Source organism: Nocardia cyriacigeorgica GUH-2, from assembly GCF_000284035.1.
GTDB lineage: Bacteria > Actinomycetota > Actinomycetes > Mycobacteriales > Mycobacteriaceae > Nocardia > Nocardia cyriacigeorgica_B.
This window is the reverse complement of the sequence record NC_016887.1, coordinates 603596-618924: the sequence shown is the minus strand read 5'-3', so window position 1 is coordinate 618924 and position 15329 is coordinate 603596. Positions and strand designations below refer to the sequence as shown.

The 15329-nt window shown below is 69.1% G+C and carries 13 protein-coding genes; 4 read left to right on the top strand and 9 right to left on the bottom strand.

Features of this window, described 5'->3' with window-relative positions; all coding sequences use genetic code 11:
• Window positions 1–131: 131 nt before the first annotated feature.
• The 7 genes from NOCYR_RS02925 to NOCYR_RS02895 all read right to left on the bottom strand — a co-directional run bounded on the left by NOCYR_RS02925 (window position 132) and on the right by NOCYR_RS02895 (window position 8258).
• Entirely contained in the window at window positions 132–833 is a 702-nt protein-coding gene (locus tag NOCYR_RS02925) for a DUF2334 domain-containing protein (RefSeq protein WP_014348868.1), read from the bottom strand.
• A 72-nt stretch (window positions 834–905) separates the two neighbouring features.
• Window positions 906–3089, bottom strand: a complete 2184-nt coding sequence (locus NOCYR_RS02920) for a S9 family peptidase (RefSeq protein ID WP_014348867.1) — start codon at window positions 3087–3089, stop codon at window positions 906–908.
• A 201-nt stretch (window positions 3090–3290) separates the two neighbouring features.
• Window positions 3291–4250, bottom strand: coding sequence for an alpha/beta hydrolase (locus NOCYR_RS02915; RefSeq protein WP_048832693.1), 960 nt, complete (start codon window positions 4248–4250; stop codon window positions 3291–3293).
• A gap of 134 nt (window positions 4251–4384) precedes the next feature.
• Complete coding sequence (locus NOCYR_RS02910) at window positions 4385–4807, bottom strand: HIT family protein (protein ID WP_014348865.1); 423 nt, start codon at window positions 4805–4807, stop codon at window positions 4385–4387.
• Window positions 4808–4885: 78 nt separating this feature from the next.
• Window positions 4886–6307: an adenylosuccinate lyase gene (gene purB, locus NOCYR_RS02905; protein ID WP_014348864.1), complete on the bottom strand. Its 1422-nt coding sequence runs from the start codon at window positions 6305–6307 to the stop codon at window positions 4886–4888.
• A gap of 6 nt (window positions 6308–6313) precedes the next feature.
• A complete protein-coding gene (locus NOCYR_RS02900) occupies window positions 6314–6952 on the bottom strand; it encodes a TetR/AcrR family transcriptional regulator (RefSeq protein ID WP_014348863.1) in 639 nt (212 codons plus the stop codon).
• A 148-nt stretch (window positions 6953–7100) separates the two neighbouring features.
• Entirely contained in the window at window positions 7101–8258 is a 1158-nt protein-coding gene (locus NOCYR_RS02895) for a pyridoxal phosphate-dependent aminotransferase (protein WP_086008212.1), read from the bottom strand.
• Between the two features lie 612 nt (window positions 8259–8870).
• On the opposite strand from NOCYR_RS02895, the gene NOCYR_RS02890 reads away from it, so the two are divergent.
• The gene (locus tag NOCYR_RS02890; protein WP_081505545.1) at window positions 8871–9860 is read left to right on the top strand and encodes a M23 family metallopeptidase; all 990 of its coding nucleotides are present in this window, start codon (window positions 8871–8873) and stop codon (window positions 9858–9860) included.
• A 298-nt stretch (window positions 9861–10158) separates the two neighbouring features.
• Here NOCYR_RS02890 and purD read toward each other — a convergent pair whose 3' ends face one another.
• Window positions 10159–11430 carry a phosphoribosylamine--glycine ligase gene (purD, locus tag NOCYR_RS02885; protein ID WP_014348860.1) on the bottom strand — a complete coding sequence of 424 codons (1272 nt, stop codon included), beginning with the start codon at window positions 11428–11430 and terminating at the stop codon, window positions 10159–10161.
• Window positions 11431–11643: 213 nt separating this feature from the next.
• Between purD and NOCYR_RS02880 the strand changes: the two genes are divergently transcribed.
• The 3 genes from NOCYR_RS02880 to NOCYR_RS02870 all read left to right on the top strand — a co-directional run bounded on the left by NOCYR_RS02880 (window position 11644) and on the right by NOCYR_RS02870 (window position 13777).
• The gene (locus tag NOCYR_RS02880; RefSeq protein ID WP_014348859.1) at window positions 11644–12021 is read left to right on the top strand and encodes a PH domain-containing protein; all 378 of its coding nucleotides are present in this window, start codon (window positions 11644–11646) and stop codon (window positions 12019–12021) included.
• Window positions 12022–12076: 55 nt separating this feature from the next.
• Window positions 12077–12502 (top strand): HIT family protein, encoded by a 426-nt coding sequence (locus tag NOCYR_RS02875; protein ID WP_014348858.1) that lies wholly within the window; start codon window positions 12077–12079, stop codon window positions 12500–12502.
• 192 nt (window positions 12503–12694) lie between these two features.
• On the top strand, window positions 12695–13777 hold the full coding sequence (locus tag NOCYR_RS02870; RefSeq protein WP_014348857.1) for a class I SAM-dependent methyltransferase: 1083 nt from the start codon (window positions 12695–12697) through the stop codon (window positions 13775–13777).
• Window positions 13778–13839: 62 nt separating this feature from the next.
• Here NOCYR_RS02870 and NOCYR_RS02865 read toward each other — a convergent pair whose 3' ends face one another.
• Window positions 13840–15303, bottom strand: coding sequence for a sensor histidine kinase (locus NOCYR_RS02865; protein WP_231856082.1), 1464 nt, complete (start codon window positions 15301–15303; stop codon window positions 13840–13842).
• Window positions 15304–15329 lie beyond the last annotated feature (26 nt).

Genomic DNA, 15329 nt, shown 5'->3' with positions numbered 1-15329 from the left:
CCGTGACCACTGTGGCATGACCGGGCGGCCAACCGGCGGATTCGGGCTATCGGGGCGCAACCATCACCCAAATCGTGACCACGAGCGTAGACGTCGCCGCCCCTGGTTCGCCGGTTCGGGGCGGCGACGTCTCATGCCGCCCGCGCCGCGGTGAACGGTTCCCAGCGATACACCTCGCTGACCGCACCGTGGTAGAGGGCGAGGTCGACGGCGTCGAGCATGGCCTGACGCGGACCGGGCCGGCTCAGCTGAGCACCCGAGATGGCCAGCCGCAGCACACCACCGCGCCGGGCGGTGCGGGCCGCGCCCATCACCAGCGCGCGACACCACCAGGGCTCGGCCCGGAATCCCTCACCGATCCCGTACACCCTGGCCTTCTGAGCCACATCGCGTTCCAGGTCGAGCATGCTGGTCAGCCCGAGCGCGAGCCGGAAACCCACCTGCGGCAGGGCCGCGATCGCACCCGCCGAGGCGTCCCAGCGCGGCGCCGCGAACAGCCGGGTGCGCAGCCCGACCTGTTCGAGCACCCGGTCGGCGGCGGTCAACCGCAGCAGCGCCTCGTGTTTGGGCAGGGTCGCGAATTCCGCGCGCCGGCGTTTGGTGGCGGCTTGGTCGTAGCCGTGCAGGACGATGGCGTCGCCCGCGGCGCGGCGGCCACGCAGCCAGGCCTGCGTGGCCGGGTCGTTCACCAGGCGATATTTGCCCTTCAGGCGGGGCGCCACCAGCAGCGATAGCCGCACGTCACGCCGATCCATCTCCGCGGCGAACTCGATCGCCGCGTCCCGGGTGGTGTCCCGGATACCGGAAACCGACACGATCAGCTCAGCGTTCATGAACCCACGGTGGCAGCCGCAGATGTATTCGGCGTGCTGTGCGGATGACCGCCCGACGAACTGTCTACCTGGTCATTCAGCGAGGCCGACAGTGTCGAGCACCCACGCGTACTCGAACGCCACTTCCTTCCACTTCTCGTACCGGCCGCTGACGCCGCCGTGGCCCGCGCTCATCTCCGTCTTCAGCAGCAGCGGCGCATCGCCGGTCTTGGTGGCGCGCAGCTTGGCGACCCACTTGGCCGGTTCCACGTAGAGCACGCGGGTGTCGTTGATGCTGGTGATCGCCAGAATGGCCGGGTAGTCCTTGGCCTCGACGTTCTCATACGGCGAATAGGACTTCATGTAGTCGTAGACGTCCTTGTCGGCCAGCGGGTTGCCCCATTCGTCCCATTCGATCACCGTCAGCGGCAGCGACGGGTCCAGGATCGAGGTCAGCGGGTCGACGAACGGCACATTGGCCAGGATGCCGGCGAACAGCTCCGGAGCCAGGTTCGCCACCGCGCCCACCAGCAGACCGCCCGCGCTACCGCCGTCGGCGATCATCCGGTCGGCGGCGGTGGTGCCGTTGTCGATCAGATGACGCGCGCAGGCCACGAAGTCGGTGAAGGTGTTCTTCTTGGTGAGCGTCTTGCCGTTCTCGTACCAGAGCCGCCCCATCTCACCGCCACCGCGAACGTGCGCGACCGCGAACACCATGCCCCGGTCCAGTAGCGACAGCCGCGAGACCGAGAACGACGGGTCCATGCTGGCCTCGTAGGAGCCGTAACCGTAGAGCAGCAGCGGCTTCGGCGTCGCGGTATCGAGATCCTTACGCTTGATCACCGAGATCGGGATGCGGGTGCCGTCCGCGGCCACGGCCCAATCCCGGTGCTGCTCATAGTCTTCCGGGTCGTACCCGCCGAGCACCGGCTGCTCCTTGCGCAGCAGCAGCTCACCGGTGGCGGGCACGTAGTCGAACACCTGCATCGGCGTGATGAACGAGGTGACGCCAAGGCGCAGGGTCGGCTGGGTCCATTCCGGGCTGGCACCGACACCGGCGGCGAACAACTCCAGCCCGAAGTCGAGTTCGCGCAGCTCGCCGTAGCCGTCGGGGCCCAGTGGCCAGACCGCGACGCGGGTCAGTGCTTCGCGCCGGTAGCTGAGCACGAGATGGCCGGCGAAGGCGTCGACATCTTCCAGGCGCACATCGTCGCGGTGGTCGATGAGCACCGTCATATCCGCCGGATCGTCGACCGGAGCCTCGGCGAGCACGAAGTTCTCCGCCTTGCTGCCCGCACCCGGCTTGCCCTCGGGGATCACGTCGTTGTGCAGGATCAGGAACCGGTCGCGACCGGCCACCACCGCATGTTCGGCGGAGTACTCCACACCCTCGCGGCGCGGCAGCAGCACCCGGAATTCGCCCTCCGGGTTGTCCGATTCCAGCACCCAGCCCTCGGTGGTGATCTTGGAGCCGACCCAGATCATCAGGTACTTCTCCGAGCGGGTGGCGCCCACGCTGACCCAGTAGCGCTCGTCGGGCTCGTGGAAGACCTTGACGTCGGCGTCGGTGGCGGTGCCGAGGCGGTGACGCCAGACGGTGTCGGGGCGCCAGGATTCGTCGACGGTTTGATAGAAGACGTGGGTGCCGTCCAGCGACCAGGTGGCGCCGGGCGCGGTGCGCGGGATCTCGTCGCCGAGCAGCTCGCCGGTGCGCAGATCCTTGATTCGCAGGGTGTAGCGCTCGTCGCCCTGGGTGTCGACCGAGAAGGCCAGCAGGTTGCCGTCGTAGCTGAGCGAGAAGGCGCCGAGGGCGAAGAAGTCGTGGCCTTCGGCCAGTGCGTTGCTGTCCAGCAGCACCTGTTCGCCCTCGATCTCGGTGCCGGCCTCGAGCTGCGGCGGAGTCCAGGCGTCGATCCCGGTCGCGGACGCGTCGATCGGGCACCGGCAGTGCACGCCGTACTGCTTGCCCTCGAAGCTGCGCGAGTAGTACCAGTAGTCGCCGACCCGGGTGGGCACCGACAGGTCGGTCTCCAGCGTCCTGGCCTTGATCTCGTCGAAGATCTTCTCCCGCAGCGGCCGCAGATGCGCTGTCTGCGCCTCGGTGTAGGCGTTCTCCGCCTCCAGGTAGGCGATGACCTCGGGGTTGTCCTTGTCCCGCAGCCACTCGTAGTCGTCGACGAAGACGTCGCCGTGATGCACCCGCTCGGTGGGTACCGTCTTGGCGATCGGCGCCGCCGCCTGGTCGGTTGTCGATCCGCTACCACTGTCGAGAGCCATGGGCACCACCGTAGCCGGGACCGCCGGTGCGGCGCCCGCCCGGATTCGGCGCGGGCCGGGATCGCGGTGCCGAGCGCGTCGTGGGGCACGGCCCTCGTTCCGGAGCAGCGGCGCATCCAGTAGCCGGGGTCCATCCGGGTCTACAGCAGAAAAGACCGGCCCGCCACTCAGGAGCGGCGGGCCGGTCGAACGCGGTAGGGATCAGGCGCCCAGGGCGGGCCCGATCGTCGACCACGACGCGTGCAGCGTGTCCTGCCAGTACGACCAGGAATGCGTGCCGACCGGGCTGTAGTCGATGCGTGCCGGAATACGCGCGGCCCGCAACTTCTGTTCGAAGGCGACCGTGCACAGGTTCACACCCAGCTCGACCGGGCCGCCCAGGAAGATGTTCTCGGCCAGTTGCGGCTTGATTTCGGCCTCGTGCGGGCCCGGGATGCCGGTGCCGGTGGACAGGTAGAGCGTCTTGCCGCGCAGCCGATCCAGCATCAGCGCGGGATCGTGTTCGGCCCAGGCCGGGCTGCCGGGCGGACCCCACATGTTCAGCGGGTTGCCGCCGCGGTTGGCGATGGAGAACATCACCGCACCCTGCGCCATGGCGGTATCGGGGCAGGCGCTGTAACCGGCGACGGCGCGGTAGAGCTGCGGATGCCGCGCGGCGATGATGTAGGCCGCGTTACCGCCCATGGACAGGCCACCAATGCCGTTGACGCCGTTGCCGTTGAACTGGGCGTCGATGATCGGCGGCAGCTCCTGGGTCAGGAAGGTCTCCCACTTGTACCGGCCGAATCGCGGGTCATCGTGGATCCAGTCGGTGTAGTAGCTGGCCTGCCCGCCGACCGGCAGCACCACATTGACATTGCGACCGGCGAAGAAGCGTTCGGCGTCGGTGGCGTTGGTCCAGGTGCTCTGGCCGACGCCCGGGTCGAGCCCGTCGAGCAGGTAGTACGAGCCGCGTGAACCGCCGCCGGCCGGGTGCAGAACCTGTACCTGGATGGTTCGGCCCATCGCGGCGGAGTCGATGAAGATCGCCGATCGGGTGGGACTCAGCTCGTCGACGCGGACCAGCCGGGCCGCCGACGCCGGCGCGGGTTGCACCACCGCCGGGCCGATCAGTGCTGCCGCGAATGCCAGCACAACGGCAGCAATTCTTGCTCTACGCACTTCCCCTCCTGCATCAGCGCATGACAATGGGCTTCTAAACTAACCCAGCGTCGAGTTGCGAGTGACCATTTGAAGATTCGGCGTTTCGACAGCAAACTGCCCAGTACGTAACTGCTTTCACACACGTCGGCGTGTCAGCGGTGGAGCACACCCCGGATCGACGCCGCGAGATAGTCCAGATCCTCCCGGTGCGGGCTGGTGGGCCTGGCCTTCAAGCCGAAGCCGTCGCCGATCGTGCGCGGGATGACGTGCAGATGCACATGAAACACCTCTTGACCAGCGGCGACACCGTCGGCGAGGAAGAAGTTCACCCCTTCGCACGCCACCTCACTGGCACGCAATGCCGCTGCCAGTTTCTGCCCCACCTGGAACAGCTTGCCGCCGATGGCCGGATCCAGTTCCTCCAGGCTGCGCGCGACGACCTTGGGCACCACCAGCAGATGCCCCGGCGTCAGCGGGCGGATATCCATGAAGGCGATGACGTCGTCGTCCTCGTAGACGCGGCTGGCCGGCGCCTTGCCCGCGATGATGTCGGCGAAGATCGTGTAGGGATTCACCCGCCCACTATCGCTGCCGCCCGGCACCGAAATCCACCGGGAGGCCCGCACCGGGCCACCCGGGGACGGTCAGCGGCCTCAGAGAATCGGCGACGGCGTGTAGCGCGCGGCCTCGGGGTAGGCGGCGACCAGCTTGTCGACCTGCGCGACCACGTCACCGACCTGCGCACCGGCGGCGCCGATGAACGCCGACTTGTCCGCCAGCGCGGCCTCGAGCGCGGCACGGTCCAGTGGCAGCCGCGAATCGGCGGCCAGCCGGTCCAGCAGATCCGGCTCGCGGCCCTGCTCACGCATCGCCAGCGCGACGGCCACCGCGTGCTCCTTGATGACCTCGTGCGCGCTCTCCCGGCCGACGCCCGCGCGCACGGCCGCCATCAGGATGCGGGTGGTGGCCAGGAATGGCAGGTAGCGGTCCAGTTCGCGGGAGATGACGGCCGGGTAGGCGCCGAATTCGGCGAGCACCGTCAAGAAGGTCTCCATCATGCCGTCGATGGCGAAGAAGGCGTCCGGCAGCGCGACCCGGCGCACCACCGAGCAGAACACATCGCCCTCGTTCCATTGCGCGCCGGCGAGTTCGGCGGCCATCGACGCGTAACCGCGCAGCACCACCTGCAACCCGTTGACTCGCTCGCAGGAGCGGGTGTTCATCTTGTGCGGCATCGCCGAAGAGCCCACCTGACCGGGCTGGAAGCCCTCGGTGACCAGCTCGTGGCCGGCCATCAGCCGGATGGTGTGCGCGAACGACGACGGTCCGGCGCCCACCTGCACCAGCGCCGACAGCACATCGTGGTCCAGCGAGCGCGGATACACCTGGCCGACGCTGGTCAGCACGTTCGCGAAGCCCAGATGCCGCGCCACCTGCTGCTCCAGGGTGGCCAGCTTGGCCGGATCGCCGCCCAGCAGGTCGAGCATGTCCTGGGCGGTGCCCATCGGGCCCTTGATCCCGCGCAGCGGGTAGCGGTCGATGAGTTCGCGCAGCCGGGTCAGCGCGATCAGCAGTTCGTCGGCGGCGGAGGCGAACCGCTTGCCGAGCGTGGTGGCCTGCGCGGCGACATTGTGCGAGCGGCCCGCCATCACCAGCACCTGGTATTCGGCGGCGCGCTCGGCCAGCCGGGCCGCGATGGCCACACCGTGGGCGTGCACATGCTCGAGCGAGAGCCGGATCTGCAACTGCTCGACGTTCTCGGTGAGGTCGCGGCTGGTCATGCCCTTGTGCACGTGTTCGTGCCCGGCCAGCGCGTTGAACTCCTCGATCCGCGCCTTCACGTCATGGCGGGTGACGCGCTCGCGTTCGGCGATCGAGGCCAGGTTCACCTGGTCGATGACGCGCTCGTAGTCGGCGAGCACGCCGTCGGGCACGTCGATGCCGAGCTCGGACTGCGCCCGCAGCACCTCCAGCCACAGCCGCCGCTCGAGCACGATCTTGTTCTCGGGAGACCACAGATGCACCAACTCGGGGCTGGCGTAGCGGGTGGCTAGGACGTTCGGGACGAGGCTCACGTCCGGTCAGTCTAGTGCTCGGAACCTGTCGACCTGCTGCGGCGTGGGCGGAGCGACGATGTCGATCACTTCCAGCAGCGCCCCGCGCGCCATCCGCCGCGGTTGCGGGTCGCGTTCGGTGAGCGCCGCGACCACCGCGCCGTCGACCACCGCGACCAGCCTGCGCAGCTGCTCGGACCGCACCACGCGATCGGAGCGGCGCAGCACGTCGGCGAGTAGTTCGTCGAGCTGGGCGCGTAGTCGCAGTTGCACTTCCCGCAGTTCCGGGTGCCGCGCGGAGGCGACGGTGCGCTCGTAGCGGGCGATCAGATGCCCGCGCGCGACCTCGTCCTGCCCGTCGGCGCCGATCAACAGGTCGAGCACCAGTTCGACGGTCGCCTCGGCGCCGCGCCTGCGGTGGCTCACCTCGCCGATCCGTCGTCGCATCGCCTCCAGCTCCGCATTACCGCTGAACTCGACCGCGCGCGCGATCAGATCTTCCAGCGATTCGAAGTAGTAGGTGGTGGACGCCAGCGGAAGCTCTGCCCGGGTCGCGACGGAGCGATGCCGTACCGCATCGAACCCGCCTTCGAGTAGGAGCTCGGCAGCGGCCGCTACCAGAGCTTGGCGACGCCGTTCGCCTTTCGGGGTCGTCGCGGTTATCACCGTGCCATCGTGCCAGTCATCATCAGTTCATCCGTGCGGAATCGGAAGGAATTAGCAGCCACCGATGTTTTTACCGCATCCGCGCGGCGATGGTGTCGTACTGTGCAAAGTTGTTGCCGGACACTATGTTCGACCGCCTGGTTAGTGCTCAGCGTCGCAGGAAACGGCCCAGTCGTTCCAGCGCGGCTTCGATGTCGGCGGTCGCCCCGGCGAAGGAGAAGCGCACCGTGTGGTTACCGGCGACGGTGTCGAAATCCAGTCCGGGTGCCAGCGCCACTCCGGTGTGCTCGAGCACCTCGGCGCACCAGGCGCGGGAATCGCCGGTGAGGTGGGCGATGTCGGCGTAGGCGTAGAAGGCGCCGTCGGCGGGGGCCAGATCGGTGATGCCGAGCTCGGCGAGGCCGTCCAGCAGCAGTTTCCGGTTGGTGGCGTAGCGGCGGACGTGGCCGTCGAGTTCGGCCTTGGCCTCGGCACCGAACGCATGCAGGGCCGCGTACTGCGAGATGGCGGGCGGGCAGACGGTCATATTCGAGGCCAGTCGCTGCAACGCGGGCCGCATGTCCGTTGGCGCGAGCATCCAGCCCAGCCGCCAGCCGGTCATGGAGAAGTACTTCGAGACCGAGCCGATCACCACCGCCTCGCGCGAGGTCTCCCAGGCCGAGGCCGTGCGCTCGCCGCCGTAGGTGATGCCGTGATAGATCTCGTCGGAGATCAGCACGGTGCCGTTGGCCTCGCACCAGCGGGCGAGCGCGGCCAGTTCATCGGGATCGATCATGGTGCCGGTCGGGTTCGCCGGACTGGCCACGACCAGCCCCTTCGGCGGCTCGGTAAGCGCCTCGAGCATGGCGACCGTGGGCTGGAAGCGGGTCTCGGCACCGCAGTCGAGCTCCACCACCCGGCAGCCGAGCGCGGTCAGGGTGTTGCGGTAGGCCGGATAGCCGGGGCGGGCCACCACGACGGTGTCGCCAGGGTCGAAGGCGGCCAGGAAGACGAGGGTGAACGCGCCGGAGGAACCGGTCGTCACCACCACGTCGTCGGGGTCGACCGGATAGCCGTAGGTGGCGTGGTGGTGTTCGGCGATCGCCGCACGCAACGGCAGAATGCCGAAAGTCTCTGTGTAGCCGAGTAATTCGGCGTCGATGGCGATCTTCGTGGCGCGCAGCACCGGCGCCGGCGCGGGCGTCGACGGCTGCCCCGCCGCGAGCACGAGCACATCGCCGTGCGTCCTGGCTCGTTCCGCTGCGGCCTTCCAGACATCCATCACGTAAAAAGGTGGAATGGTCGACCGCCGAGATTCTGTGAACACCCGACAGACGGTAGAGCACACGCTCACCGCCGTCGGGCGATATGGTCGCACCTGATGCTCGAGAAGGCCCCCCGGTCGACCCTCGACCAGGACTCCGCCGCAGAGCCCGCCACCGACGGCAACAAAGCCGACGGCGCCGGGCTCGCCGAGCAGCGCCACCCGGAGAGTACGCAGGTCGAGCCCGATGCCCGCGGCCGTGGATTCCGGTTTCCGCGACTGCGCAGGAGGGGCGCGGTTTCGACCGTCATCGAGGGGAGCGAGGGTTCGGACGAGTCCAGTGAGGAGCGGGATGACCCCGGCGATCACGTTGCTCGCGGCGACGAGCCTGCCGATCGCAAGACGGATGCCGGCACCGCGGCCAAGGACGAAGTACGGGCCGACTCCCCGAGCGGCCGCGAGTCGGAGGCCGACTCAGCCGACGTCCGAGAGGCACAGGCCGACACAACTGGCGCCGACGAAGTTCGGGCTCACGCTACCGCCGACCGGACGTCGGCCACCGACCACGATGACTCTGCCGACGACCAGCTCCGCGCCGACTCCGTAGCCGACCAAGCGGATCTGGCCGACGACGAGGAGCGGCCCGATACCTCCGACCGGCTGAAAGACGTGAGCATGGTCGGCGGGGTCGTGCTGGGCGCTGATTGGCGCACGCGTGAGCAGAAGGACCGCCGCGACCTGCGGGGACTGTTCAACTCACGGGTCGCCCGGGTTCGGCAACTGGCAGGCAGGCGGCCGACCCGCGCCGACGTCAACGCGCTGCTCGCCAAGCGACCCACGCGCGACGATGTCCGGGCCATGCTGGCGAAGCGGCCGACCGGCGACGAGGTGCGCGCGACTCTGCGCAAGCATCGGGTGCTGATCGGCGGGGTCACCGTCGTCGCGCTGTTCGCCGCGGCCGATTCCAGCTTCACCGATCTGGTCACCGACCGCGGGCCCGCGCCGGGGCAGGTGCAGCGGATCGCGGTGGCCTATCCGTGGCAGATGCAGACCACCACACCATCGGTGCGGCGCTACCTCGACGCCATCGACCACGGCGAACGCCTCCGCGAAGCGGCCGTGGTGGCCGCAGCGGCCCGAGCCACCCTCGAACGCGCCCGCAACGAGGCGGCAGCCGCGGCGGCTGGCGAACGTCAGCCGTGGATGGGCACCCCGCCACCACCGGCCATCACCATGACGCCCGGCGAGGTGCTACCCGGTGGCATCACACCCGGCGCGGGCGGTTTCGTGCTCCCGGCGATCGGTGTGTTCACCTCCGGTTTCGGCCAGCGCTGGGGCACCTTCCACAACGGCATCGACGTGGCCGGACCGATCGGCACCCCGATCTACGCCGTAGCCAACGGCACCGTCATCGACGCGGGCCCGGCGCAAGGGTTCGGCCTGTGGGTCAGGATCCGCCACGACGACGGCAGCATCTCCGTCTACGGCCACATGTACGACTTCTTCGTCTCCGTCGGCGAACGCGTCCCCGCCGGCATGCAGATCGCCCGCATGGGCAACCGCGGCGATTCCACCGGCCCCCACCTGCACTTCGAGGTCATCGTCGGCGGCCAGCACGTCGACCCCCAGCGCTGGCTGGCACTGCACGGCCTCACCTACCGCTGAGCCGCCGGGGAGTCCGGCGCCTCGCGACAGCCCCACAACCGTGCACACCCGACGGGTAGTGCACGGCCGCGGCACACAGGCTCATCGGCCGCCGGGCCGCCCCCGCGTCCGGTGCTGACTGCGGCCTCATAACTGCGTCAGGATCGGCCGCGGTGAGTAGTCCGTCAGCGGGCCGGCGGTCGGCGGCCGGCAAATCGGGCCCGCGGTCCTGGTCGGCCTGCCGGGGCTCACCAACAGCTGCGCCCGAATATCGGGCATGCATCGGCTCAGCGAGCGGCCCGGTCAGGGCCGCACACACCTACACGCTGATGCGGTCCTCGACGGCCGCCAGACCGATATCGGTGCGGTAGTGGCTGCCCGGAAGCTTGATGTTCGCGATCCGCTCGTAGGCGGCGGTGCGGGCGGCGGCCAGGTCGGGGCCGGTGCCCACGACGTTCAGCACTCGCCCACCGGCGGAAACCAGCGCACCGTCTTCGCGCTGCGCGGTACCGGCGTGCAGCACGGTGGCGGCGTCGTCGGAAGACCCTTCGCCCGCACCGGTGATCACGTCACCGAGCCGGGGACGGCCGGGGTAGTTCTCGGCCGCGAGCACCACGGTGATCGCCGAACCGTCACGCCAGCGCGGCGGCTGCACCTGGGCGAGGGTGCCGGTAGCGGTGGCGTAGAGCAGTTCGCCCAGCGGGCTGTCGAGCAGTGCGAGCACCGCCTGGGTTTCCGGGTCGCCGAAGCGGCAGTTGAACTCGACCACGGCCGGGCCCTCGGCGCCGATGGCCAGGCCGGCGTAGAGCAGGCCGGAGAATCCGCAGCCGCGACGCACCATCTCGGCCGCCACCGGCTCCACCACATCGGTGACGATGGCGCGCGCGGTCTCCTCCGGCAGCCAGGGCAGCGGGGTGTAGGCGCCCATGCCGCCGGTATTCGGGCCGGTGTCGCCGTCGCCGACGCGCTTGTGGTCCTGCGCGGGCAGCAGCGGCACCACGGTTTCGCCGTCGACCAGGCAGAACAGCGACACTTCCGGGCCGTCGAGGAACGATTCGAACAGCACCGGATGCCCCTGCTCGAGCAGTTCGGCGCCGTGATCGCGGGCGGCGGACCGGTCGGTGGTCACCACCACGCCCTTACCCGCGGCCAGGCCGTCGTCCTTCACCACCCAGGTGGGGCCGAAGCGGTCGAGCGCGGCATCGAGTTCGGCCGGAGTGTCGACGACCTCGCTGTGCGCCGTGCGCACACCGGCGGCGGCCATTACGTCCTTGGCGAAGGCCTTCGACCCCTCGATCCGCGCCGCGGCGGCGGACGGGCCGAAGCAGGCGATGCCCGCGGCGCGCACCGCGTCGGCCACGCCGAGCACCAGCGGCACCTCGGGGCCGATCACGACCAGGTCGGCGGCCAGCTCGGTGGCCAGCGCGACCACGGCTTCGGCGGAGGTGGGATCGACCGGACGGATCTGCGCGTGCTGGGCGATGCCGGCATTACCCGGTGCGGCCACCACGGCCTGCACCGCGGGGTCGCGACGCAGGGCGAGGATTAGGGCATGTTCACGGGCTCCGGAACCGATGACGAGTACGCGCACGGCAGACAGCTTATAGGGGTATCGGTCCCGCTCCGCGTGTCAGGTTCGCGGCTCGCGGAGCCCGGCAGCGTCGCCCGCGAACCCCGGTTCACCTCGAACACCGCAGGTCCGCCCCATCGAGGCCACCGCACCCGGCGAAGCCGTGGATGATGGTTGCAGACAACCGAAGTGGGGGGCGCTCCCTCACCCGAGCACGCGGAGGATGTGCGGGCCATGGGTCTGATGGACGGAATCATGGGCAACGCCGGGCGGATCGATCCCGGCCAGGCCCAGCAGGAATACGCCAAACTCCTCGGCAACGGCGAGCAGATCTATGCCGCCTTTCTCCTCATCCGCGACGCCATCCTGTTCACCAACCGGCGCCTGATCCTGGTCGACAAGCAGGGCATGTCCGGGCGCAAGGTGAGCTACCACAGCATCCCCTACCGCTCGATCACGCATTTCTCGGTGGAAACCGCAGGCACCTTCGACCTCGACGCCGAACTCGCCATCTGGATCTCCGGTAGCTCCACCCCGTTGCAGAAGAAGTTCAACCGGCAGGTCGACATCTACGAGGTGCAGGGACTGCTCTCGCATTTCGTGGCCGTCTAGTCCGCGCCGCGCCCGGTGCCGTCGCGGTCCGGCGCCGTGCGCGTAACCTGCGAGCATGGCTTCTGTTTTCAGTGCGATCATCGCTGGTCAGCTCCCCGGTCGATTCGTATGGGAGGACGACGAATTCGTCGGTTTCCTCACCATCGCGCCGGTCACCCAGGGCCACACCCTGGTGGTTCCGCGCGCGGAGATCGACCAGTGGCAAGACGTCGACCCCGAGCTCTTCGCCCGCCTCACCGGCGTCGCCCAGAAGCTCGGCCGGGCCGTGCGCACCGCCTTCGACGCGCCCCGCGCCGGCCTGCTGATCGCCGGGCTGGAAGTGCCGCACCTGCATGTGCACGTCTTCCCCGCCTTCACCATGGGCAACTTCGACATCTCCGGCGCCGACCCCAACCCCTCCCCCGAATCTCTCGACGAGGCGCAGGCCAAGATCAAGCAGGCCCTGCGCGAGCTCGGTTACGGCGCCAACGTCCCGGACTGAGTTCGTGGTGGTGAGGTGGTTGCCGCCGCCTCACCACCATCGCTTCCGGGCGCTGGTCGGCGGTGTTCGCCCGCATGGCCGCGGCTTGCTCGATGAACCGATCCGGCGCCCCGTCCCGTAGTTCCTCACGCTGTCCCACAGCGACGGCTATTCCGGCCGCGGATCCCGCGGCGAGTCGACGAGGAGCCCATCATGACCACTGTCCATCCGGCACCCACCGAAACCGCCACCGAAGAGTTCGCCGCCCGCATGGTCGGCGTCCTCAACGACGGTTGTACCGCGATGATGACCAGCATCGGCCATCAGACCGGCCTGTTCGACACCATGTCCACCCTTCCGGGCCCGGTGACCTGTCCCGAACTCGCCGCCGCCGCGGGCCTGAACGAGCGGTACGTCCGGGAATGGCTCGGCGCGATGACGGTCTCCGAGATCGTCGAATTCGACCCGGCCACACAGACTTACCAGCTGCCCGCCGCCCACGCCGCGGCTCTGACCCGGGCGGCCGGCCCGCACAATCTCGCCCGCTTCATGCAGGTGGTGTCGATGCTGGGCGAGGTGGAACCCGCCATCGCCGAATGTTTCCGGGCCGGCGGCGGACTCTCCTACGACAACTACCCGCGCTTCCATCAGTTCATGGCCGAATTCAGTGCCGGCACACTCGATGCCGCGTTGCTCGACAGCATCTTGCCGATGGTCCCCGGCCTGACCGAACGCCTGCGCGAGGGCATCGACCTGGCCGACATCGGTTGCGGCCGCGGCCACGCGATCAACCTGATGGCACAGGCCTTCCCGGCCAGCCGCTTCATCGGCTACGACTTCTCCGTCGAAGCGATCGAAGCCGCCCGCGCCGAAGCCACCCAGCTCGGCCTGACCAACGTCACCTTCGAAGTACTCGACGTCACCGACCTCGACCTGACCGACGCCTACGACGCGATCACCGTCTTCGACGCCATCCACGACCAGGCCCACCCCGCCACCGTCCTCGCGAATATCGCACGCGCCCTTCGCGATAACGGCGTCTTCCTGATGGTCGACATCCAGGCCTCCAGCCACCTAGAAGACAACGCCGCCCTCCCCTTCGGCCCCTTCCTCTACACCGTCTCCACCATGCACTGCATGACCGTCTCCCTCGGCCTCGACGGCGACGGCCTCGGCACGGTCTGGGGCGAACAAAAAGCCCTGTCCATGCTCGCCGACGCCGGTTTCACCGACGTCCGGATCCACCATGAGGAAGCGGATCCGCTGAACAGTTACTACGTGGCCAGGAAGGGGTGAGAATCCCGTCCAGGCCCGGTGAACCGTCGACGGACCGAAACAGGTGAGACGGCGGAACGGCCTCAGCTCGGTGTCGTCTTCTCGCGCGGCAATCGGACTGTGAAGGTCGTTCCTTCGCCGACGGTGCTGTGTACGTGCACGGTCCCGCCGTGTGCGGCGACCAGTGCCTGGACGATGGACAGGCCCAGTCCGGTTCCGCCGCTGTCGCGGCTGCGTGAGGTGTCGGTGCGGTAGAAGCGTTCGAAGATTCGGGCGGCTTCTTCGGGGGGTAGGCCGGGGCCGGTGTCGCTCACCTCGAGTAGGACTTCGTCGTCGTGTGGGGTCAGTGCGACGGTGATGGCGGCGTCGGGTGGGGTGTGGACGAGGGCGTTGTTCAGGAGGTTGGCCAGGACCTGGCGTAGGCGGGCGGCGTCACCGGTGATTTCGTAGGTGCCTGTTCCCGGCCGCGCGTCGAGATCGATGGGGCGTGGCGGGAGCTCGGGGTGGCGGGCGGCGGCTGCGGCGCGGGCGCTGTGCACGGCGTCGCTGGCCAGGGCGAGCAGGTCGACCGGTTCGCGTTCGAGGGGGCGCTGGGCGTCGAGGCGGGCCAGCATCAGCAGATCGCCGACCAGCACGCTCATCCGATTGGCTTCGCTCTCGATGCGTTCCATGAACAGGCCGGCGTCGGTAGCCGCGCCCTGACGGTAGAGCTCGGCGAATCCGCGGATCGTGGTGAGCGGGGTGCGCAGTTCGTGGCTGGCGTCGGCGACGAAGCGGCGCATCTTGGCCTCGGAGCGCCGGGCCGCCTCTTCGGAGGCCTCGGTCGCGGCGAAACCGGTCTGGATCTGGCTGAGCATGGCATTGAGTGAGGTGGCGAGGCTGTCGACCTCGGTGTCGGTGCCGCGCACCGGAACTCGCCGATGCAGATCACCGGCGGCGATCTCGGCGGCGATCTCCTCGACCTCGACCAGTCGCCGCAGACTGCGCCGGATGACGAAGTACGCGGCCACCGCCAGCGCCGCCAGCACCAACGCCCCGATCACCAGTTCCAGCATGATGAGCCGGTCGATGATGGCCTCGGTTTCGTCCATTCGCAGCGCGACCAGGCTCGAGCCTTGCGGAGTCTCGAGATTGAGGACTCGCCAGTTGGACGAATCGCCGTCGGTGGAGCCGGTGGTGAACGGGCCGGTTCCGGCGTCGGCGGGCACGTCCGGTGCGCCGGCGGCCTGGTCGTCGAGTTGCAGCACCCGCCCCGACGAATCCTGCACCCGCGCGTAGAACAGCACCGGCGGGCGCTCGAACCCCGGCCGTCCGGGCAGCCGGTGCAAGGCGGGCCCGCCCGGGCTCGCCCAGGTGTGCGCGGCTTCGACCAACTGCTGGTCGAGCCGGTCGACCAGTGCTGTGCGCAGCGCGGAGGTGACCGCGAGGCCGGAGGCCAGCAGTCCGGCCGCCGCCAGCATGACCAGCGCCAGCACCAACGTGATCCGAAGTGGAATAGCGGCGAGCCGGTTCGAGATCACGCGCCGGACTGAGCGCAGCCAGACCATCGCGCGCCCGTCATCGGACGCTCCCT